This window comes from Enterococcus sp. AMC1086 (assembly GCF_058216575.1).
In genome coordinates, this window is sequence record NZ_CM177100.1 from 1,293,683 (window position 1) to 1,315,372 (window position 21,690).

General features: G+C 35.0%; 15 protein-coding genes and 1 pseudogene. 13 read left to right on the forward strand and 3 right to left on the reverse strand.

Going from position 1 to position 21,690, the window contains the following annotated elements; translation table 11 throughout:
• Nucleotides 1-2: 2 nt before the first annotated feature.
• Nucleotides 3-935, forward strand: coding sequence for an alpha/beta fold hydrolase (locus AC4BC4_RS06055; protein ID WP_490477105.1), 933 nt, complete (start codon nucleotides 3-5; stop codon nucleotides 933-935).
• 718 nt (nucleotides 936-1,653) lie between these two features.
• Nucleotides 1,654-2,850, forward strand: coding sequence for an ATP-binding protein (locus AC4BC4_RS06060; RefSeq protein WP_490477106.1), 1,197 nt, complete (start codon nucleotides 1,654-1,656; stop codon nucleotides 2,848-2,850).
• 103 nt (nucleotides 2,851-2,953) lie between these two features.
• On the opposite strand, the pseudogene AC4BC4_RS06065 reads toward AC4BC4_RS06060, so the two are convergent.
• A pseudogene (locus tag AC4BC4_RS06065) lies at nucleotides 2,954-3,408 on the reverse strand (Fic family protein).
• 229 nt (nucleotides 3,409-3,637) lie between these two features.
• Nucleotides 3,638-3,814, reverse strand: a complete 177-nt coding sequence (locus AC4BC4_RS06070) for a hypothetical protein (RefSeq protein ID WP_490477107.1) — start codon at nucleotides 3,812-3,814, stop codon at nucleotides 3,638-3,640.
• 488 nt (nucleotides 3,815-4,302) lie between these two features.
• On the opposite strand from AC4BC4_RS06070, the gene AC4BC4_RS06075 reads away from it, so the two are divergent.
• Genes AC4BC4_RS06075 through AC4BC4_RS06090 form a run of 4 tightly spaced genes read left to right on the forward strand, consistent with a single transcriptional unit; the run spans nucleotide 4,303 to nucleotide 12,220 of the window.
• Nucleotides 4,303-5,778 carry a TIGR02677 family protein gene (locus AC4BC4_RS06075; RefSeq protein WP_490477108.1) on the forward strand — a complete coding sequence of 492 codons (1,476 nt, stop codon included), beginning with the start codon at nucleotides 4,303-4,305 and terminating at the stop codon, nucleotides 5,776-5,778.
• Nucleotides 5,775-6,899, forward strand: coding sequence for a TIGR02678 family protein (locus AC4BC4_RS06080; protein WP_490477109.1), 1,125 nt, complete (start codon nucleotides 5,775-5,777; stop codon nucleotides 6,897-6,899). The genes AC4BC4_RS06075 and AC4BC4_RS06080 overlap by 4 nt, the downstream gene beginning before the upstream one ends.
• Nucleotides 6,889-10,965, forward strand: a complete 4,077-nt coding sequence (locus AC4BC4_RS06085) for a TIGR02680 family protein (RefSeq protein WP_490477110.1) — start codon at nucleotides 6,889-6,891, stop codon at nucleotides 10,963-10,965. Before AC4BC4_RS06080 ends, AC4BC4_RS06085 begins: the two co-directional genes overlap by 11 nt.
• Nucleotides 10,958-12,220, forward strand: a complete 1,263-nt coding sequence (locus tag AC4BC4_RS06090) for a DUF2399 domain-containing protein (protein ID WP_490477111.1) — start codon at nucleotides 10,958-10,960, stop codon at nucleotides 12,218-12,220. Before AC4BC4_RS06085 ends, AC4BC4_RS06090 begins: the two co-directional genes overlap by 8 nt.
• A 375-nt stretch (nucleotides 12,221-12,595) precedes the next feature.
• Here the strand turns inward: AC4BC4_RS06090 and AC4BC4_RS06095 are convergent, their stop codons facing one another.
• Nucleotides 12,596-12,697, reverse strand: coding sequence for a transposase (locus tag AC4BC4_RS06095; RefSeq protein WP_490477112.1), 102 nt, complete (start codon nucleotides 12,695-12,697; stop codon nucleotides 12,596-12,598).
• A 491-nt stretch (nucleotides 12,698-13,188) separates the two neighbouring features.
• Here AC4BC4_RS06095 and AC4BC4_RS06100 point away from each other — a divergent pair, with 491 nt between their 5' ends.
• The 7 genes from AC4BC4_RS06100 (at nucleotide 13,189) to AC4BC4_RS06130 (ending at nucleotide 21,681) form a co-directional block, all read left to right on the forward strand.
• On the forward strand, nucleotides 13,189-13,806 hold the full coding sequence (locus AC4BC4_RS06100) for a YesL family protein (RefSeq protein ID WP_490477113.1): 618 nt from the start codon (nucleotides 13,189-13,191) through the stop codon (nucleotides 13,804-13,806).
• 70 nt (nucleotides 13,807-13,876) lie between these two features.
• Nucleotides 13,877-16,051 carry a helix-turn-helix domain-containing protein gene (locus AC4BC4_RS06105; protein WP_490477114.1) on the forward strand — a complete coding sequence of 725 codons (2,175 nt, stop codon included), beginning with the start codon at nucleotides 13,877-13,879 and terminating at the stop codon, nucleotides 16,049-16,051.
• Nucleotides 16,048-16,530: a hypothetical protein gene (locus tag AC4BC4_RS06110; protein ID WP_490477115.1), complete on the forward strand. Its 483-nt coding sequence runs from the start codon at nucleotides 16,048-16,050 to the stop codon at nucleotides 16,528-16,530. Before AC4BC4_RS06105 ends, AC4BC4_RS06110 begins: the two co-directional genes overlap by 4 nt.
• Nucleotides 16,531-17,019: 489 nt before the next feature.
• The gene (locus tag AC4BC4_RS06115) at nucleotides 17,020-17,910 is read left to right on the forward strand and encodes an ABC transporter permease (protein WP_438758804.1); all 891 of its coding nucleotides are present in this window, start codon (nucleotides 17,020-17,022) and stop codon (nucleotides 17,908-17,910) included.
• 38 nt (nucleotides 17,911-17,948) lie between these two features.
• Complete coding sequence (locus AC4BC4_RS06120) at nucleotides 17,949-18,866, forward strand: carbohydrate ABC transporter permease (RefSeq protein WP_490477116.1); 918 nt, start codon at nucleotides 17,949-17,951, stop codon at nucleotides 18,864-18,866.
• A gap of 27 nt (nucleotides 18,867-18,893) precedes the next feature.
• A complete protein-coding gene (locus AC4BC4_RS06125) occupies nucleotides 18,894-20,546 on the forward strand; it encodes an extracellular solute-binding protein (RefSeq protein ID WP_490477117.1) in 1,653 nt (550 codons plus the stop codon).
• A 118-nt stretch (nucleotides 20,547-20,664) separates the two neighbouring features.
• Entirely contained in the window at nucleotides 20,665-21,681 is a 1,017-nt protein-coding gene (locus AC4BC4_RS06130) for a beta-N-acetylhexosaminidase (protein ID WP_490477118.1), read from the forward strand.
• The last annotated feature ends 9 nt before the right edge of the window (nucleotides 21,682-21,690 follow it).

Below are 21,690 nucleotides of genomic sequence, written 5' to 3' on the forward strand. Positions count from 1 at the left end.
ATATGAAAAAAGTAGTTAAAATTTTAGGTATTTTAGTGGGAAGTTTGTTAGTAGTTGTGCTTATGGTTTTTATCGGAATTTATGCAAACAATAAAATCCAACTAAAAAAAGAATCTAAAAAAATTATTCCTTATGGTCAAGAAGTGAAAGTAGATAACAAATCTCTGCGTGTTCAAGTAACGGGGAAAGGTGAAGAGACAATGGTATTGTTACCTGGTTATCTAACAAGTTCTCCTGTCCTTGATTTTCAACCACTAGTGAATGAGTTATCAAAAGAATATAAAGTCGTGGTGGTGGAACCCTTCGGTTATGGGTTAAGTGATGATACAGATAAGGTACGATCAATTGAGAATTTAACGAGTGAGCTTCATCAAGCGTTGGAGCAGTTGAATACTCGCTCGTATCATTTAGTGGGACATTCGATTTCTGGAATCTATTCACTTGTTTATATTAATGAGTATCCGAATGAAGTGAAAAGCTTTATTGGGATTGATAGTAGCTTGCCCGACCAAGGTGGAGCGGATGATAATCAAGGTGGAGCAATTAAGTTATTGAGTCAATCAGGTATCTATCGTCTAATCGCTGACGTCAATCCGACCATTTTAAATGCCCCTAAGTTATCGAAAGAAGACTCTGAACAGTTTAAATATATTTCCTTAAAGAATATTGGGAATAAGGCGACATTGAATGAAGGAGAAGTAATGCAAGCAAACTTTGATAAAGTAGCTAACATAACCTATCCGGTTCAGCTACCAGTTTTATACTTTTTAGCCTCTGAAAGTATTGAGCCGGATGATCGATGGGTTCCGATTCATGAAGTCATGATAAAAGATAATGATAAGACTGAGATAAAGATTTTAGAGGGTGGACACTACCTACACCACACTCAATCTAAAAAAATAGTAGAAACAATTTCACATTTTTTAGAGAAGTAATGTTCATTGTACAAATATGTAAGACCGTTACTTGCAGCATGATACCAGTCAGGTTGTAAGGTGCTGTTTTTAATTTTCTATTTTTTAACTTGTACATCACTACGTTTCATAATCACCACCAGCGATAAAAATCAATCATAAAATAGAAACAAAAAAAGTATTGGCGCAATGGACAAAAGGCTAGTGATCCATTTACTATTAGCATACTCGTGAGGACAGTAGTTGCTGTTTTCAAGATCATTCCCGTTCGATTCCAGCCAAACAAAAAGGGGCCAAGAATTAAATTGTCATAAAGTTGAGTGATGTTCTGAATCAGGACTTACTCAGCTTTTTATGTCCATTCTATTCATTAAGCATATAAAAACGACAGTGAAAATCAAGGAGAACAGAGAAAAAGAACAAAAATTTGGAATTTGAAAGCATACTAAAACTATTATCCTGAAATATGGGACAAAGAAGTTTACTTATTAATTTTAGAAGAAAAATAAGCTGTATGAACTACATGGATAATTTGAAGAGTGAAGAGTATTACTATTTCTATTGTTATCTCCCTATAATTTATTTCAAAGTTGTATGTCTAATTTTATAGCTTATATTCTCAACCCAATTTTATTGTTTGAACTTCTTTAATTTATATGAAATACCATTATTTGAAGTCAACTTCAAATAATGGTAAAATAGATAGTGAATAGCAGTTTACTTCAAAGGGGAGATAAAGATGTTTCAAAGACCTACTTACCTTAAGCAGCTTATCCAATTTAAAGATTCTGACTTCATAAAGGTTATTACAGGAGTACGCCGTTCTGGAAAATCAGTCTTATTAATGCTTTTTAAAGAATACTTACTACAAGAAAATATACCTGAGGATCATATCATTTACATGAATTTTGAAAGTTTTGACTATCAGACAATTACAACTGAAGAAAAATTTCGTGAAAAATTGAATGAATTGATCCCAAAAGATAATCAAAAAATTTATTTGTTGTTTGATGAAATTCAAGTTGTGGAAGGTTGGCAGCGAATTGTTAATGGTCTCCGAGTTAGTTTCGATAGTGACATTATTATTACCGGTTCAAACGCAAATATGCTATCAGGTGAATTAGCTACACTTTTAAGTGGTCGCTATATCGAAATTCCAATTTATCCATTTTCTTTTCATGAATTTATAAGCGTAAAAGAAATTGAAGCAGATTCTCGTAAGGTAGATGGTGCTTATGATGAATATGAAAAATATGGTGGATTTCCTAGTGTTGTTATTGCGGAAGAATCCATTAAAGATACTATTTTATCTGGAATTTTTGATACAATTGTTTTAAATGATGTTGCGCTAAGAGCAAGTGTAAAAGATCCTACAGCCTTAAAATCAATCATTAGCTTTTTGTCAGATAATGTTGGTCAGTTAGTTAATGCATCAAAAATTGTTAATACGTTAAAAAGTGAAGGTGTTGAAACAACGACTCATACTGTAAATCGTTATTTAGATTTGCTTGAGAATGGCTATTTATTTTATCGCGCAAAACAATATGATATTCGAGGACGAGAATATCTTAGAACTAATGGAAAATACTTTATTGTGGACTCTGGCTTACGTAGAAATGCTGTTGGTAGAAAAGACGGTAATTATAGTAATCGTTTAGAAAATATTGTTTTTATAGAATTAAAGAGAAGAGGATATACGGTGGATGTTGGCAGACTTGATAGTAAAGAAATCGATTTCGTTGCTAGAAAACTAGATGAAACGCTTTATGTGCAAGTGGCCTATGAATTACCAAATAATACACATGAAACGGATAACCTTTTAAATATCAAAGATAACTATAAGAAAATAGTTGTAACAGGCAGATATCATGATGTAGAGCAAATAGATGGGATTCCAATTATTTATATTGCAGATTGGTTATTAGCAGATCAATAAAGTCATTTGCTAATTGTTAAAAAGTTGAGTTGTTCTGAACCAGAACTTACTCAGCTTTTTTATTTTGAATGAATTACGAAGAGCTTATAATTTTATATTTGTATTAAGAAAATTGAGTCATTCTTTCAGCTTCAAATTCCATTGATTCTTTAAAAAGTTTCACCAAACCATTTGTATCTTCTCTTGATAGTAAAGTAATATACAAGGCTTTATCATCAACTTTAACAAGAATAGGAGCATGGCCGTATTCTAGAGCTAGAAAAATATGAATCATTCTACCAGTACGTCCATTGCCATCACTAAACGGATAAATGCGTTCAAATTGAATGCGATCCAATAAAAACTCATGTATTTTCTTTATGACTCGTTCAGAAAAAGGCTCATCATTATTTAAGCACTGATAAGATAATCAAATGCCTGCTTGTGGTTTGCTATCTCATAGAATTCACGCACCTTAAGCCCTTTTTCTGGTGCAATAATCGTTTCTTCTAGAATAATTAAAACTGTTTCAGCAAGTATGATTGTATTTCTTTCTATGGTGCTGGAGTGGTAAGCCATTCTAATTAATATATCATCTAAATAGGTTTACGATATTGCCATGAATATTCCTCCTTTTATAAAATCCTACAAAATTAGAAGCGATTTTTTCTGTTTCATTTAGCATAGCATAAGAATATATTTTTAGTTTTTTTATGTCTTTGTAAGCTGGACTTTCGCGGACTTCTTATACTAGGATGCTAGCTTGTGATTTTTTATAATGAACTTATCCTTTAATACAGGCATATTTTTATATAATTAAGGAACTATCATGAATGATCCATGGGTTGCTTATATTGTTGATTGTTGGTTCAAGTATGGTTGATAATTCAAATTCACCATCAACATAAGTTTGAACTAAATTCATCGTTTCTCTAGGAGGCTCTTTTCCGACTAATATTGATCGTTCTAATGCTTCCGTAATCATCTTCTCTCGCTCAATTTTGTCCGCATTTTTAATTGAATAAATATTGATCATCTCTGCGCTTTCTTCTAATAATTGAGATTAATTATATCATAATTATAGATGTACATACTGTATTAAAGTAAATCAAAAGTTGAACCTGAAATGAAGAAAAATAGCAAATTTTAGATTTTTATTTAATTGTAAATTTTTAAATAATATTCATATTTTCAAATTTAACTTCCACTTAAAAATAGTTGGAATCATATTTATTCGTTAAAATGTCTGAAAATCAAGACTAAATAATGATATAATTACTTTGAGTATAGTTAATAATAGAATGTACTAGTATCGAAGGGTTCACTAGTGAGGATAAAAATACAATGGTTCAATGGTTTTAACAATAAAAATGGTATTCATTGAAGGATCATCTATCAGTACATACCGAAATTACACTTATTTAAAGATGAATATAACTTAATCATTCTATGTTTTTCGGAGGTTATCTAAATATGAAAAAAATTATGCCAGCTAATTATTTAACAGTAGAAAATTTTGAACGTTATCGACGAATTATGCGTTGTTTTTATCAACGTCATAGACAGATGCAGGGCTCTTTATATCGACCTGAAGTAGTTGAAATGATGAAACAGGAATATTCTGAAAGTTATGGCGAATTAGAAGTTGATCAGGATTTAGAAAATTTAGTCCAGTGGGGAAATTTGGAGAAACAGCAGGAGATGATTCAGCCACGATCTATTGAAGAATATCGCAATAAGAATTTTAGATATCAAATCACTGAATCTGGCGTAATAGTAGAAAAGATGGTTTACCAATTGACTCATGCTAAACAAGTTTCAAGAGGTGCCTTGGACGAAGGAGGCTTCCGTCGGTTATTGAAACTATTAACGGATTTAATAAATGAAGCTGGAGATCCTGTAGACTTATGGTTGGAAGTTCGATCTGAATTTGGACAAATTCGCGAAGAAACTGCTAACTATATTCGTTATATCACAAGTCCAGAAGTAGATAGTCGGATGAAAACGGAAGCATTTCTCGTTTATAAAGATAATTTTGTGAATTATTTGCGAGAGTTCATTGTTAGTGTACAAAATCTGTACTTTCAATTTCAGACAGTGATCAAAAAACTTTCGACAATTGACCAACAAGTCTTAGTTGCAGGATTGTATTTAGAGGAACAGGAAGTACCAATGTTTGATGGAATCACTGAATTAGAAGTAGCAGATCAGGTAGCTGGTGAAATGGATGCGCTCGAAAATTGGTTTATTGGGAATGGACAACGTCTTAGTGAATACGACAATTTAATGGAACAAACCAATCAAATGATCGCTAAAATCACGAACCTAATTTATTATTTTGGACAGGAAATTCGACAATATCAAAGTCGAAAAAAGGATTATCTGCATTTAGCAAAATGGTTTGCACAGGTAGATGATTTGACAGAGGCACAGAAAATGTATGCTGGAATTTTTGGATTAGAGCATTCACGTCATTTTTATGTCACTGAGAGCACAGAGGCAACCAATAATCGAGAAAATAGTTGGGAACTTGCGCCAGGTATTATTTTTCTTAATAAGCGGGGACGTGGAGCGCGTCAGGAACGGAAAGCAACTAGTTTCAAAATAAATGCAGTAGCACAAGCGGAAGAACAAGAAAAGTATCGTCAAAAGGTTTTAGCTCAACGTAAGTGTATTGATGGCTATTTCAAAGCTGGGCGATTAGATTTTTCAAAAATTGACCGGTTAGATATAGCTTCCCGTCAAATGTTTCTAAAATGGATCAGTGGGGCTATTGCGACTCAGGTGCCTAATCGCCAAAATGAAGGAAAAAAGCTACAGCAAACTATTATGACCGAATTAAATTTTGAGGTGAAGGTTCATATTGACTTAAACCAACAAATTATAGTGGAATGTGCCGATGGACAATTAACAATGCCTTATGTAGTGATGGAAAGGGTGGAACGATGAAATCAGAAGAATTTGGTTTGGCAGTAAAGCTTTTAGTTGAGAATTTTTGGATTATTCGAGAAGATCAGCCAGAAAATTATAACTTTTTACGCCGACATCAGCAATATATTCAGCGAGAATTTCGCCAACGCTTCGGGCTAAACGTAACGATTCGTCCTCAGTACATTCAACTGTTGAAACGTCCATTTCAATTGGAAGCTTGGATGGGAAATAATGATTTTATCACACCAATGGATTTTGCCTTATTTTGTTGTGGGATGGCTTTTGTGGAAGAATTGGAAACAGAAGCACCATTTATGATGGATGAATTAATACAAAATCTTCAATTGATGGTACCAGAAGAATTGGTCGTGGATTGGAATAACTATAATCATCGTAAAAGTTTAGTGCGGGCTGTAAAAAAAATGGAGCAATTACGATTGATTGAAAAGATTGAGGGAGACGTGTCAGATTTTGAACAATCAGAACAAAATTTGGAGATTCTGTTCAGCACAACACCGATGGCTAGATCTTTTTTAGCAGTGGCACCGCAATCTTATACGCAATATGAGACTTTTGATGATTTTAAAGAAGATTTAGCGCGAAGCCGTAGTAGTCTGGAACGCAATCAGGTCATTTATCAACAATTGTTAATGGTTCCACAGATAAAAAGAACTGCTGAAAATGAAGATATTTTTGCTTTGATGCGAAATTATTATCGGTATACTCAGGAATATGTAGGAAATAATACGTTGTTCCATTTTGAGCTGTATCGAGATTATGCAGCGTTTACATTAGAGCAACGGGATAATTGGCGGGAGCTTTTTCCTAGTCGGAAAGTGGTAGATGAAGTTTTGATGCAGTTGGCTACGATTTTGCGACAAGTTGAATTTGAACCGACGCCTTATGGTGAGGTTTCTTTAACAAAGCATCAGTGGTACAGGCTTCTGGAAGAATTACAAGGCAACTATTGCGAGTATTGGTCTAAGGAATTTAGTGAGATGACTATAAATCAGCTTTCTGATACTTTATTTGCTCGAGGAGTTTCGTGGAGATTATTTGAGAGTTCAGAGAGTAAAATCATTATTCAACCAGCTTTTGGTCGTTTGATGGCGGAAATGAGGAAAGAAAATGACGAATAGGTGGATAATTAATCGAGTTGGTTTGTTAAACTTTTGGTATTACACAAAAGAAACATTTGAATTAGCAGATGGTCGAATGCTTTTACGAGGGACGAATGGTTCTGGAAAATCATTGACGATGCAAAGTCTATTTCCTGTACTGTTTGATGGGGATACTAGTGCCTATCGTCTGGATTCTTTTGGTTCCCGAGATCGAAAAATGGAAGATTATTTGCTAGGTGAAAAGGGTGTTTCTGAAAGGAACGAAGGGATTGGCTATCTGTTTTTGGAAGTAAAACGGGAAGCGCGGGAAGAATATCTAACGGTAGGAATTGGGATGCATGCTAATCGTGGAGGTACGTTAAAAAAATGGTTTTTCGCCATTGAAAATAATCAGCGAGTAGATAAAGATTTTGAGCTTTATGAAGAACTTCGGCGTGGGGAATTAACTCCTTTAACGAAAGCAAAATTGAAGAATCGTATAGAAGGAAAAGGTCGAATCTTTGAAAACCAACGAGAATATAAATCATTCGTTAACCAACATATTTTTGGATTTGACAATTTAGATCAGTTTGATGAATTGATTACCTTGCTTTTACAGTTACGTTCCCCTAAATTATCTAAGGATTTTCGCCCGTCTGTAATTTATGGTATTTTACGTAATTCCTTACCAAAGGTGAAAGAAGATGAACTGTTGACTTTATCAAAAACGATTGAACAATTAGATCTTCATCGAGAACGCTTGGAAGATTTAAGTAATGAAATTAAAGAGCTAGATCATTTTGCTAAAAACTATCATCGTTGGCATGATGAACTAATAGCTCAAGTTGCTGGAAAATGGCATCAGCTTTTCAACGATATGAAACGCTTGAAGCTACAAGTTGCTGAGCTTGATCAGCAATTAAAAAATAATAACATCGCTTTAGTGGAAAATCGAAAATTGTATGAGGAAAATGAACAACAAATGGAAACTTTGGCTGCCACTATTTCACAATTGAGCCAGCATGAAGGAATGGATTTAGTTAATCAAGGCTTGGAACTGAATCAACGATTACAACATACCTTAAATCGTTTAACTCGTGCGAAAGAGCAGTTGCTAAAAAAACAACAGTTACTGCAAAATCAGCAAACTGAACTAGAAAAACGAGAACAGTTACAGGCGAATCTTTATACGGATTTAGAAGAGTTTATTCAAGATAATCAGCAGTATCTTACTTATCTACGCTTCGATGAACTAGACAAGGTTTACTCTGACAAATTACGAGAAACAATCACTATAGAGGAACGTAAGTATTGGCTAGATCAGATTCGCCAAAAACAGAATCATTTTCGTGAAATTCAGCAATTACTTTTGGAAAAAGAACAATTACAAAAACAGATGTTAGAGTTAGAACGGATTGTTGGTGAGCTGCAGCAGGAATTTGATGAATTACAACGAGATCTCCGTCAATGGCAACAGACGCGGGCGAATGAATTGGAGAAGTGGAAGTTGTCTATTGATAACTGGTTGAAAATGGCTCCATTCCAATTGTCGACAGAGCAGTATAATGAGTTACTTTATCGCATAGATAGCCTATTGGAAGAGGAAGAACGTGAAGAAATAGTGCTGTCTCCTGTAACTGATTCTTATCAGGAAGCGTTGACGCGAGAACATTTAGCTTTGGTACCATTGAAAGCTAGCTTTAAAGAGAATCAAGATAAAATCAAGCGTGTACAAACGGAAATTAAAGAGTGGCAGGCGCAGAAAATACCAGAACCATATCGTAATGAAGGTAGGAAAACGAATCGACAAAGCTGGGATGAGACTGCTGAATATGTTTTGTTTTATCAAGGAGTAGATTTTAAAGAGAGTGTGACAGAAGATGAGCGCAATCGAGTCGAAGGTGCTTTATTGTCATCTGGTATTTTAGATAGTGTTATTAGCGAAGGAACGTTCCAATTGACGGATGATTTGATGATTAAACCGAACCCGCAACTGATAGCTTCTACCTTAGCAGAAGTTTTGACGGTCAATTCTGGCTTATCGCCTAGTTTACAAAATCAAGTTGCGAATGTGTTAGACAGTATTTTTTATAACGAAGAAGAACCTACGGCAGACTTACCAATTATTAATAGCGATGGTAGTTATCGAATTACAAATCTTAGTGGTGAGATGCCGATTGATTATAAGGCTTCATTTGTAGGAACTGCCAGTCAAGAACGATACCGGCAAGAGAAAATAGCTAAATTAGAAGAAGAAGTTCAACAATTAGAAGCGGTTAATTTTGAGCTATCAAATCAAATTAGCGAGAAGAAAAAACGACTTCAATTATTTGAATCAGCCTACCAAGAGTTTCCTAGAGGAACGGAAGTTTATCAGACTTACACAGAAATTAAACAATTGGCGCTAGTTTTGACGGCGAAAGAAAAAGAATTGACTATTAAAACTACTGAGACAAATAATTTACATCAAAAAATCTTAAAAATGAAGTCACAGATCATGCAAAAAACGGCCAAGGATCAGTTAAGTCGAGATGTGGCAACGTATAAGAAAGCCTTACAATATGCGCTAGATTATGAACAGAATCTTCATGACACATTTAGTAAATCAAGTGAAATCAGCCAGCAAAAAGAAATGATTCAGACCATTTCAGTTAACGTCATCAACTATCAAGAGGAAGAGGCTGATTTGTCGTATAACGTGAATGGACTAGTCGGAGAAACGGCTAAATTGGAACGATTAATTAACGAGAATGAAGCACAGCAACAGATCATCAATATTGCTGAACTGACAGCTAAATTAAAAGCCGCAACCCAAGAGCAGATACAGTATCAACAACAAAATAAGAAATTGAATAATGAGCAACTTACTTTAGTGGAATCTGTCACAAAAATTACTAGAGATCTGGAATACGAAGAAGATCGCTTAGCTTTACTAGTTAGGCAAGAAAAGAACTGGCATACTTTATTTGAAAAAGAGTTGCAACGTAGTGGTGTCCCAAGTGATAACTTGCTAAGTGTTGCTAAGGAGCAAGGTAAAGAGATAAATATTAAAGAGCTAAAAAAATTGGAGGATCGCTTTTCTAATAATTTCAGTTTTATAGCAGATCAATTGCAGAATTATCAACCTAAATTGATGCATGTTAATGGTGTGAGTTTGTCATCAGAAGAAGAACAAGAGTTAGGTGAATTTGCTTCTTTTAACAATCACAACGAACCGCAGTTTTCTGAAGAAGGACAACTAACGACGACGGCTGATTTATTAGAACATTTGAAAGAGCAGCGACTGACATTACGAGAATTACTAAAGAAGGATGACGAACGACTTTTCAAAAAAATTATTTTAGAATCAGTGGGGAACGTCCTGCGGATACGTATTGAGCAAGCACAGCTGTGGGTTGCTAAAATGAATGGACTACTACAAGAACAAAAAAATTCTTCTGGTTTATCCTTAAGTATCGGCTGGAAAGGAGTTTCTGCTGCTTCTGAACAAGATCTTAGTACAAATCAATTAGTTAGTTTATTACAAAAGCCGAAGGAACTCTTGTCAGAAAAAGATCGAGATGCGGTTTCTCGTCATTTCCAAGAAAAAGTTCGATTGGCTCAAGAGCAATTGCAGAATGAACCGGATGATCGAAGCACATTATTCCAAGCTATTGCCAAGGTGTTGGACTATCGAGATTGGTTTGAATTTGAGTTGAAATACAAACGAGCAAATGAAGGCTACCAGGCTCAGCCTCTGACGGATCGTCGTTTTAATCAATTCTCTGGAGGAGAAAAAGCGATCGCGATGTACTTGCCGTTATTTGCAGCCACTTATTCTCGTTATGAAGATGCGGGAGAGCAATGTCCAAGAGTCATTACTTTAGATGAAGCTTTTGCAGGAATAGATGATCAAAACATCGCCGAGCTGTTTAAGGCTTGTGAGCAGTTAGGTTTTAATTATGTGATGAACTCACAGGCACTTTTCGGTGATTACCCTACTGTTTCTAAATTAGCCATCTATGAATTGTTACGCCCGCAAAACGTTAACTTTGTCACTACAATTCGTTATTATTGGGATGGACACAAGAAGCATTTTCTAACGGGAGGCGAGCAGCTTGTCTGAACCTAAGGATTACTTCAAGCAACCAGTTTTTTCTTTGCTAGCCAAAGAACTGTGGCGGCGGTACTGGCTGAAAGAAAATTTTGGTAGCAGTGTTGGCCTAAGTCTATTTAGTAAAACAGATACTGAACCATTGCGAGGTTTCCTTGGTATTACAATAATTGCTTGGGATCAAAAGAAGCGAATTCGTATTGCAGATTTAGAGCAAGCTTTTGCAGAAAGTATTTTAGAATGGACATTAGCGGATTTTGTTGTTTTTATTATGAAAAAGCCGCTAGCTATAAAAAAGGATTATGATTTGTCAGAAGAAACTGCTTTTGAACAATTTAAAGCTGCTGTAACAGCGATAGATTCAACTTTCACTTTACTATTGACCGATCGTCAGCTGAAAGAATGGTGGAAAAGGGAATTACCGAATCTGATCATTTTTGAACAAGTATCTATAGCTTTAGAGTATTTACCAAAAAATGAATTTGTAAGATTACCAGTGTTTGCTTATAAAATTACTGGATCTCCACATACGTTTGATGAAAGCAAAGAGGCTGGACAGCTACTATTACAATTACTGACAGCGATGTCAAATCAGATGATTGAGAGTTTAGCAGAGTTGGAAAAAACAGAACAACGACATGGCTTGCTAAATGAATTTCATTTATTGAAGGATGACATTATGAATTATGCTGCTATTAGAGGGGTAACTGCACTGAATTCGGAAAATAGAGAAAATCAAATGTGGCGACAGGCGTGTATTGAAGGAATGAGTTGGAATGTTCCATTAAAGGAAATTTTGCGAATGACGTCAATACGTCCTTATGTTGGAGAAAAAGTTTTAGTGGTGGAGAACTCTGGTATTTACTCAATTTTGGTAGAATTATTGCCAGAAGTACCGATCCTTTGTTCCAGTGGACAATTTACTTTCGCAGTTTGGCAGTTACTACGTAAGTTAGCAACAACTGAAACTATTATCTATTATAGTGGTGATTTAGATCCGGAAGGTTTAGGAATGGCTCAGAAATTAAAGAATGCTTTTGGGTCTCAATTGCAGTTTTTAGGAATGGAGCAACAGCATTTCCAAATAGCTAAAACGGAGGTACCACTTAGTGCTAGTCGGTTGAAGAAGCTTAAAAGCCTTAAGAATGATCAATTAATTGAGCTAGGAGATCTGATTTACGAGGAAAAACTAGTTGCTTATCAAGAAGGGTTCTTGCAAGAATTGATACGAGATATTGAAAATGAATTTTTGAATGAATTATTATGATAAACGTTCAGTGTTAAACGATTTTTAGAAAACTGATTTATAGTAATGAAGTATGAATTTTAAACTGATACACTGATTAATAGAGCTTAGAGGAAAATTCCTCTAAGTTTTTCTATTCGGTAAAAAAAGCGTCCTGATAACATCTTTACCCAGCTTTTATCTCCTTGTCACACAAAAGGTGCCGATCCACGAGCTTCGTTTCTGCTAAATAGGTACGGATGCAAGAACACCAGCGACGTGTTTCAAAATTAAGCTGTGATTATTTTTTTTTGAGAAGCTTCCAGTATTTCTTCAAGTGTCGATATTTTTTTAGCCTATACAAGTTCCCTGCTGGAGAAATCTATTCATTCCTTGAATGCGGTGTTTCAAGAAAGTTCAACTAATGTGCTGGATAATATGAAAGCGATCAAGAATAATCTGAGCTCTAGGAAGTAGTTTTTTTAGAAAGAAAAATAAGAAAGGAAAGTATTTTGTCATCTTCTAGAGTAGGTTATGTATTGATTCGAAAGAATAGTACATGAGAATAAAAATATTATGAATAACTTGTAATAGAATTTTTTTGCTATTCTAAAAAAATCAGATCATTAGATATAGCTGTTTTTACTATTTCTGATGAAAAGAAAATTTTGTGTAATAATAAATAAGCAGTGAATAGATTATTCTCTAAAATACTACTGTCACTGGTTTTTGACCCCTTTAACCAAAAAACAAAAGCACAAGACAATCAACATAAAAAAATACACATTACTGAATAATCTACATAGTTTCAATCAGCTAAGTTATATGTTATTATTCAAAATATACTATGTATTATTTGTTTTTTTGTTATTTTCTAATACTGAAAATCTTTGGAAAAATAAAATTGATAGCGGTTACTTAATCTGCATTGGAGATTTTCTGCTAAATAACGAAAAGAGTATTTCTTTTTCTTAAGAAATCCAGTACAACTAAAAAAATGGGGGAATTTTATGGGGAATTTGACAAAAGGAAGTATTGGGTTAGGTGAAATTGTTTTATTCATTGTTAAATTGCAGTTATTTTGGTTTGTTAGTGTTTTCCGATTTGGAATCATTACAGGGATTTTTCCCAGTACTGCTACAGTTATTGATCTTTTATTTAAGGGATTTAAAGAGTTGGACGATGTTTCATCTATCAAGTGGCAAGACTTTTTAAAGGCAGGACAAAAACATTTTAAAGCGGCAAATGTATTAGGTTTCATTTCATTCTTTATTTCATTGATTTTATATATTGATTGGCGTATCAGCCTTATTTTTATACAGAATCGCTTTTTTCATGTGGTCTTATTCTTGTTTACGATGGTTGTCATCACAACGCTGATTTATGTTTTACCGTGCTACGTTCGTTATGAAATGCCGTTGACGTCTTATTTTAAGCAAGCGTTTTTTCTAATGTTATGTAGTATTCCTAGCTCGATTGCGATTTTTCTAGGCTTGATCGTTGTTGGTTTTATCTCAACCATGTTCCCTGTGTTTACCCTTGTTCCAGTACCTTTATTTCTTTTACCGACTGCTTGGTTTAGTTATCAATCAATGCTGCGTTTAGAAAAGCGAGCGGTTTCAAATTGAAATCTAGCGTATACATTGAGCTGTTGTATAACTGACGCAGAGAATGAAGGCAGTAATTAGGGGGATGGACATGAGAGCATGGATGCAATTGTTTTATAAAAAATTAAATTGGCGATTTCTAATTTCTTATATTATTGTTTTTTCAATACCTTTCCTAATATTATCAGTCATTTTAACGTGGTTAATCGTTTCAAAGACAAAGGAGAAAATTGAAGCAACGAATAGTGAAGGGTTAACGCAGATTTTTTTAGGTTTGGAAGAGCATTTTAAAAAGTTGAATAATATCACGCTGGATATGTCGATCAATTCGAGTGTTGGGAAACAGGTTACAATGACACCGATTGAAGCGATGGCTTTCGAACGTGAGTTGCAAAGGTATGTCTTTTTTTCGGATATTGTAGAGGATATTTATGTTTCTTATAATGATAATGAAAAAATGTATACAAATGTGGGTACCTTGGACATAGATACGCTGATTAGCCAGCGTCATAAAGAGGAGCAGATCGATGAACAGTTATTCAATCAACAGCTAGTATCGGAAGCGCCAAAACTAATTTCTTTTGCGAAGGAAGAGCCGAAAACGCTTTATTATTTTGTGCCGTTTATTTTCAATGGAGCAAAAATCGGTGAAATCGTTTATGCGATTCCAACAGCTAAATTAATGGATCGCATTGTTACCCCTTTTCAAAAAGAGTATCAAAATTATTTATTGTATTTAAATCAAGAAGAAGTCTCTTCGACTTTGGCTAATCCAGGAGTGAAAAAAGGAAATATGGATAATTATTTTACTCAGTCGAAAGTCTTATCAGGCATAGATTTAACCATTTATTCATTGGTATCTGAATCTGTGCTGAATCATGAAATCGAAAAGGTACTCCTGATTGTTTTTGGAAGTTTACTTATTTTATTACTGATTGGTTTTGGTATCATTGTTTACTATGGCTATCGTCAGTATGAGCCTGTGTATCGTTTGAATAGATTGTATCAATATGTTGCAGAATATAGTAACGCGGATATTCATGATGTTCATTTTGATGAGGTGGGAGATTTTCTCTTTCAGCAGTCAATGATGGTTGACTCGACAAAAAAAGAAATCCAGCATATACGAGATGAAACATTTTGGAAACATATTTTAAAAGGTGATTTCACAGATTTACATTCTATTGAAAGAGAAGTTAAGATGATTGGGAAACAATTTACTTTTGATGAATCTTATTTATTGGGGCTTGTTTGCGCAGATTTTTCTAAAGAAGCAGAAACGGATATTCAAATGAAGTCATTGTTGATCAATTTATTTCCTCTTGTGAAAAAAAACTATCAGGTCGAATGTATTGAAATGACTTATTTGAATCAGTTTTTATTTATTTTTCAACTGAAAGACCAAGCTATTTCGAATGAAACGCTAGCTAAGATGAAAAATGAATTTTCGCATTATTTAATGAAAGAGCTGAATAGCGAACTGATGCTAATGTATAGTGAGACAGTCTCTACGATCGATAAGCTTCATTTTTCTTATATATCTGTTATGGCTCAAAAAGAAAGAAGCAATCAGGCACAAAAGACGAGTGATTTGAAAACAGCAGTGTTTGCCTACCCTGAACAAATGGTCATGACCCTGAAGCAAGCAATTAAAGTTGGCAATTCTCATGCCATTGAGCAAATTATTCGAGATATTGTCGCCAATGAGCAGGGGATGCCTATTTCTATTTTTTTGAGACAATCCTATTATCATTATGTGCTGCAGCAATTATTGTTGATGCGGGAGGAACCAACGATCCTCAATTCGTTTTCTTATCGAAATGCAGCAATTGATTTATCCAAAATTGAAGTAGAAATGAAGTATTTAGCTTTAGAATTAAGCCGTACCTTCGCTGAAGAGTTAAAAGCGCATGAGAAAGAAATGGATCAGGAAATTGTTCAAATGATTCATGATAACTTTACCCGACCAAGTTTTTCTTTAGAAGAGATGGCCATCAAGTTTGGCGTGTCCTTATCAAAAATGAGTATTATGGTAAAAAATGAAGCAAATGTATCCTTTAGTAAGTATGTGCAGGCTTTGAGGATTGAGCGAGTGAAACAAGAGTTGCTGGAAACTTCAAAACCTGTTAAGGATATTATTGTAGATGTTGGCTATCATGATATTGCGAATTTTACTCGAAAATTTAGAGAAGAAGTAGGAGTTCCACCAGGTCAATTTAGAAAGATTTTTGAAAAAAAAAATAATCGTTGGGAGGTATCCAATTGAAAAGAAAATATGTCTTATTTTTAACATCGTTTATAGCACTATTGTCGATGATCATTATCTTTAGCAATCAGTCGGACGAAATTGTAAAAGCAAAAAGTGAAAGTCAAGTACCTGTTCAGACTAGTACTGAAGCCAAAGAAGCTCAACAGGTATTGGAAGAAAACCTGCGTTTTGCCAACGAAAAAGATGTTACGGGATATGTTCAGACGTTGATACCACAGGCGAGAGAAGATACAGCAAAGGAAATGAACGTTTTTTTTGAAGAATTTGATGTAGAAAACACGCTGCAATCTTTTGAAATGCTTAAATTAAAGGAAGACCATATGCTGGTAGAAACGAAAATTAAAACAATAAATAAAGGATCTGATAAGAAACAATATCGAGATCATGTGGCCACTGCAAATCAAACATTTGTTTATCAAGATGGCCAATGGTTGATTGAACAAACGGTAATGATCAAAACAGATTTTATTCATTAAAATAAAAAATTGTTCTAGTGCAATCCAGACGAACGAGAATATTTCTTGGATTGTGACTAGAATTTTTTTTGAAGAGAGATAGAGAAAAGTACATACTCATTTTCAAACGAATAGAAAACGCTATCATTACAGCTTCTTTCGATAGTAGAAAGGAAAAAAGTTACATATTTTCGAGAATCAAAAAATGTTTTACACTGTGGTCACAGATAAATATTGATTGGTAAAAAAGCTAGCATTTCAAATTAAGACTGTTTTATTTTTTAGAGGGAAATTCAAAATAAAACAAATTGTAAGCGCTATAAAAACGTTGTAAATCAATTTTAAGTTGAAATACCTAGTAAAAGCTTTGACTACTAATTTTAGTGGTTTGTGAAAAGTTATTTCGCTCTATTCCAGTCATGTTTGTTGAAAATTATTTTATAAGGGGGAGGTTCTATGGAGGCTGTTAAATGTTCTGGTGGGAAGAATAGTAAGAAAAAAATATCGTGGATGCATATAAAAAATAGTTGGCAGTTATATGTTTTTTTACTACCAGCATTTTTATTTTTTCTTATTTTTTGTTACGGACCTATGTACGGTATTATTATTGCCTGGAAAGATTTTCAACCGTCGCTGGGGATTTTAGGAAGTCCTTGGGTTGGCTGGAAGTATTTTGAACAATTTTTTCAATCGTATTTCTTTTGGGATTTAATTAAAAATACGTTGGGAATTAGTATTTATAGTTTAATTGTGGGTTTCCCTTTACCGATTCTCCTAGCTTTATCGTTGAATGAGATGAAAGATGGTTTTGGTAAAAAGTTTGCCCAAACAGTAACGTACGCACCAAATTTTATTTCTGTCGTGGTGATTGTCGGGATGATGTTTGCTTTTTTATCACCTTCAACAGGAATATTGACTCATTTTCTGGAGTTTTTTGGGATCAAAGGAGTTCATTTTATGGAAGATCCCAAGTGGTTTAAAACGATGTATGTATTAAGTAATGTTTGGCAAACGACAGGGTGGAGTTCAGTTATTTATATGGCGGCATTAGCTGGAGTGGACACACAGTTGCATGAGGCAGCAACGATTGATGGTGCTTCACGCATTCAACGTGCGTGGCATATCAATCTGCCAACGATCCTACCAACAATTATCATTTTATTGATCATGAGTATGGGAAATCTATTGAGTGTTGGATTTGAGAAAATTATTTTGATGCAGAATCCTTTGAATATGACATCAAGTGACGTGATTTCGACGTTCGTTTATCGAGCAGGTTTATTAAACGGACAATACAGTTTTGCGACAGCCGTCGGGGTGTTTAATTCAGTGATCAATGCTACGATTTTAGTTACGGTCAATAGTATCACAAAACGATTGACTGAGCATTCATTGTGGTAAGTGATCATTTTCATGAAGTGAGAAAGGAGAGGGCATAAATGAATACAAAAACGATTAAAATGGGGATGGGAGATCGAATTTTTGTTATTTTTAACTATACATTTGTTATTATTGCGACATTGATTGTTTTGTATCCACTCATCTACATCATAAGCGCATCTATCAGTGATCCTGCAGCGGTAAATGCTGGAGAGATGTGGTTGTTGCCGAAAGGATTTACTCTGGAAGGCTACCAAAAGATTTTTAATAATCAGGATATTTGGATGGGGTATAAAAATACAATTATCTATACGATACTTAGCGTAGCAGTTAATCTGATTGTGACGTTGCCATGTGCCTATGCGTTGAGTCGGCCGGAGTTATTTGGCAAAAATTTCTTTGTTAAATTTATTATGATTACAATGTTTGTTTCAGGAGGAATGATTCCTACCTATTTATTGGTAAAATCATTGGGAATGATCAATACAATGTGGGCGTTGATTATTCCGTCAGCGGCTTCGGTTTATAATATCGTTGTGACACGTTCATTTTTTCAATCGAATATCCCGCGTGAATTAGAGGAAGCGGCGATTGTTGATGGATGTAATGATTTCCGAATCTTTTTCCAGATCGTATTACCACTGTCTGCACCAATTATTGCCGTAATGGCTTTATTTGTTGGGGTAGCTCGTTGGAATGGTTTTTATGATGCATTGATTTATTTGTCAGATCGAAGTAAGTATCCATTGCAAATGATCTTAAGAGAGCTGCTGATTCTACAAGATTTGTCGTCCAATCAGGCGGCGAGTGGAGAAGCACAACAGAGTACGCTGGAAGCTCTCTATCGTAAACAGCAATTAGTAGCGATCATTAAATATGGTGTGATGATTGTTTCAACATTACCGGTTATTATTGTCTATCCATTTTTACAGCGCTATTTTGTTAAGGGCGTTATGGTTGGCTCATTGAAGGGTTAAAAAATAAGAAAAGAGGGAATGTGTCTAATGAAAAAAGTAGCTTTAGTGTGTGGATTGATTTTATCTGTAGTGACGATTGCAGCCTGTGGCAACAAAGGTGAAGAGGCCAAAGGAGCTCAAGTGAAAGTTGCTAAGGAAGGATTTCCAATTGTAGAAGAAAAAGTAGAGCTAAGTATGTTTGCTCCGAATGTCGGGTCGACTTCTTATGAAAAAATGGCGATGATGAATGATTACTCAGACAAGACCAACGTTTTCTGGAAATATACAACGCCGCCAGATTCTGATTTAGCCACAAAATTGAACTTGGCATTTGCTTCTGGGGATATTCAGGAAGTGCTATTTGCTTCTCGCTTGTCCAAGGTTCAGGAAATTCAGTATGGCGACAATACCTTATTACCACTAGATAACTATATCGATGAAGGATATGCACCAAATATCAAGAAAATTTTAGATGAATTTCCAGAATTAAGAAATTCTCTTACCACGCCAGATGGTCATATTTACTCGTTGCCTATGTTATCTGGAAAATATAATCTGGAAGATGAAAAATTTGCGAAACAAACCGTCTTTCCAAGCGGACCAATTTGGTATAACGGAAAATGGTTAGACAAATTAGGTGTAAAAGAATTACCTAAAACAACAGATGAATTTTATGATTTACTCATTCGTTTCCGTGATGAAGATCCAAACGGTAATGGAAAGAAAGATGAGATTCCATTATCTTCAGCAAAAATTGATTCATTACGCCCTTGGATGATCTGGTCATTTGGCGTGCTGCAACAAGAACAGCAAGTGATGGACGGTAAGGTCAGCTATGGCGCTGCCACAGAGAATTATCGTGCCTACTTAGCGTATATGAATAAATTGTATTCTGAAAAATTATTGGATCAAGAAGTATTCTCTCAATCAGATGATCAGAAGAAATCGAAAGGAAACAACGATCGTTTAGGTGCCTTTACAGACTGGTTTAGTTTTTTTACAACAAATCGTACACAAGAAGAAGCAATCAATGATCCAATGTTCTATCCATTAAGCTCACCAGAATCACCAGAAACAGTAGTTTCAGCAACGGATGGTGTTGCGACAGGTGCATTTGCTATTACCAAAAAGACTGCTAATCCTGAAGCAGCGATTCGTTGGGTAGATTATTTCTACAGTAATGAAGGAAGTCGATACTTTAATGCAGGTCCAGATGAAGAAAAAGGTGGCTATTGGCATTGGGCAAAAAACGATAAAGGTGAAGAGGTTCGTGTACGTAACGAAGGAATCACAGCCGATAATGCTGAAGAAGAACGTTCTAAAATAACACCAGATTATGGAACAGTCACACCGAAAGTATCTTCTGAACCAGTCATTATTTTAAGCGATAAAAATGATTCTGTTGAAGCAGACGCATTCCAGCAGTTTGTCAATAAAGAAACAGCTGAGAAAATTGCGCCATACGAAAAAATTGGTTGGCCGACACTGTATGTCTCTAAAGAAGAGCAAGATGAACTAGGTTCTTCATTACAAGCAGATTTACTTTCTTATGTGCAACAAATGGAAGCAAAATTTATTACGGGTCAGGAAAAATTAACAGATGCCAGTTGGAAAACCTATTTGGATACACTAGATTCAATTGGGGTGAAAAAATATGTTGACGTGCATCAAAAAGCGTATGATCGTTGGAGTAAACAATAAGTAACGCGTATTAATATCGATAACAGAATTAATCTTAAAAAAAATCCACGAGACTTTCAGGTGAACGATCGAGTTCCAGCCTTAAACTCGTGGATTTTTTTAGAAAGAAGAGGAAAGAATGATCGAATACAAACAAAATGAACGAGGTATCTTATTGGATATTGGCCGTAAGTTCTGGCCGAAAGAAAAAATAGCTAAGCTTATTCAATTGATGGACATGTATGGATTCAACACGCTGCAATTGCATTTTTCCGAAGATCTGGGCTTTAGAATTGAAAGCCGAAAATATCCAGAAATTGTTTCGCAAGAATATCTGACGCAAGATGAGGTACGAGAAATAATCGAGCTTGCGAAAAAAAAGCAGATCAGTGTAATCCCTGATTTAGATACACCAGGACATTTGAATCAAGTGCTGAAACATTATCCAGAGTTTGCCTTAAAGAAACGGACAGAAGAACAAGAGTTGAAACCAGATATTTGGGCATTGGACATTACGAATGAACAAGCTGTAAACTTTCTCTTCGATCTCTATGATGAATATGCGGCACTGTTTTCAGAAAGTCGTTATTTTCATATTGGAGCGGATGAATTCATTGATTTTAGTCGAGTGGAAGATTATCCTCAATTATTGGAAAACGCCAAACAACGCTTTGGTGAAGAGGCAAGTGGTTTAGAAGTTTATGTGGATTATGTGAATCGTTTGGTGGCATTTATGAAGCAAAAGGGAAAGATCTCGCGGATTTGGAACGATGGCTTTTATCGATTGGATCGAACGTCATTGGTTGATTTAACGACTGAAGTTGAGGTTTCTTATTGGACCCGTTGGGACAAACAAATGGCGTCGATTGAAACATGGCTGGAAAAAGGCTATAACGTTTTGAATTTCAATGATAACTATTTTTATTTTGTTTTAGGTGAGGCAGCTGGGTACACCTATCCGACAGCTGAGAAAGTCGCCAAATGGGAAACCAACTTGTTTGCTTCTGACCAAATCGTAAACCCTGCTTTAAAAGAACAAATGATCGGTACGTATCTATCCGTCTGGGCGGATCGGCCACAAGAATTAAGCTGTGATGAACTATTGGCAAAATTACACCCAGTTATGCAGGTACTGCAAGAGAAATTAAAACGATAGGTTGAGAAA

Excerpts from the sequence above, each read along its gene's own strand:
- AC4BC4_RS06055 (WP_490477105.1), top strand. The coding sequence starts at position 3 with ATGAAAAAAGTAGTTAAAATTTTAGGTATTTTAGTGGGAAGTTTGTTA.
- AC4BC4_RS06060 (WP_490477106.1), top strand. The coding sequence starts at position 1,654 with ATGTTTCAAAGACCTACTTACCTTAAGCAGCTTATCCAATTTAAAGAT.
- AC4BC4_RS06070 (WP_490477107.1), bottom strand. The coding sequence starts at position 3,814 with ATGATTACGGAAGCATTAGAACGATCAATATTAGTCGGAAAAGAGCCT.
- AC4BC4_RS06075 (WP_490477108.1), top strand. The coding sequence starts at position 4,303 with ATGAAAAAAATTATGCCAGCTAATTATTTAACAGTAGAAAATTTTGAA.
- AC4BC4_RS06080 (WP_490477109.1), top strand. The coding sequence starts at position 5,775 with ATGAAATCAGAAGAATTTGGTTTGGCAGTAAAGCTTTTAGTTGAGAAT.
- AC4BC4_RS06085 (WP_490477110.1), top strand. The coding sequence starts at position 6,889 with ATGACGAATAGGTGGATAATTAATCGAGTTGGTTTGTTAAACTTTTGG.
- AC4BC4_RS06095 (WP_490477112.1), bottom strand. The coding sequence starts at position 12,697 with ATGACAAAATACTTTCCTTTCTTATTTTTCTTTCTAAAAAAACTACTT.
- AC4BC4_RS06100 (WP_490477113.1), top strand. The coding sequence starts at position 13,189 with ATGGGGAATTTGACAAAAGGAAGTATTGGGTTAGGTGAAATTGTTTTA.
- AC4BC4_RS06105 (WP_490477114.1), top strand. The coding sequence starts at position 13,877 with ATGAGAGCATGGATGCAATTGTTTTATAAAAAATTAAATTGGCGATTT.
- AC4BC4_RS06115 (WP_438758804.1), top strand. The coding sequence starts at position 17,020 with ATGCATATAAAAAATAGTTGGCAGTTATATGTTTTTTTACTACCAGCA.
- AC4BC4_RS06120 (WP_490477116.1), top strand. The coding sequence starts at position 17,949 with ATGAATACAAAAACGATTAAAATGGGGATGGGAGATCGAATTTTTGTT.
- AC4BC4_RS06125 (WP_490477117.1), top strand. The coding sequence starts at position 18,894 with ATGAAAAAAGTAGCTTTAGTGTGTGGATTGATTTTATCTGTAGTGACG.
- AC4BC4_RS06130 (WP_490477118.1), top strand. The coding sequence starts at position 20,665 with ATGATCGAATACAAACAAAATGAACGAGGTATCTTATTGGATATTGGC.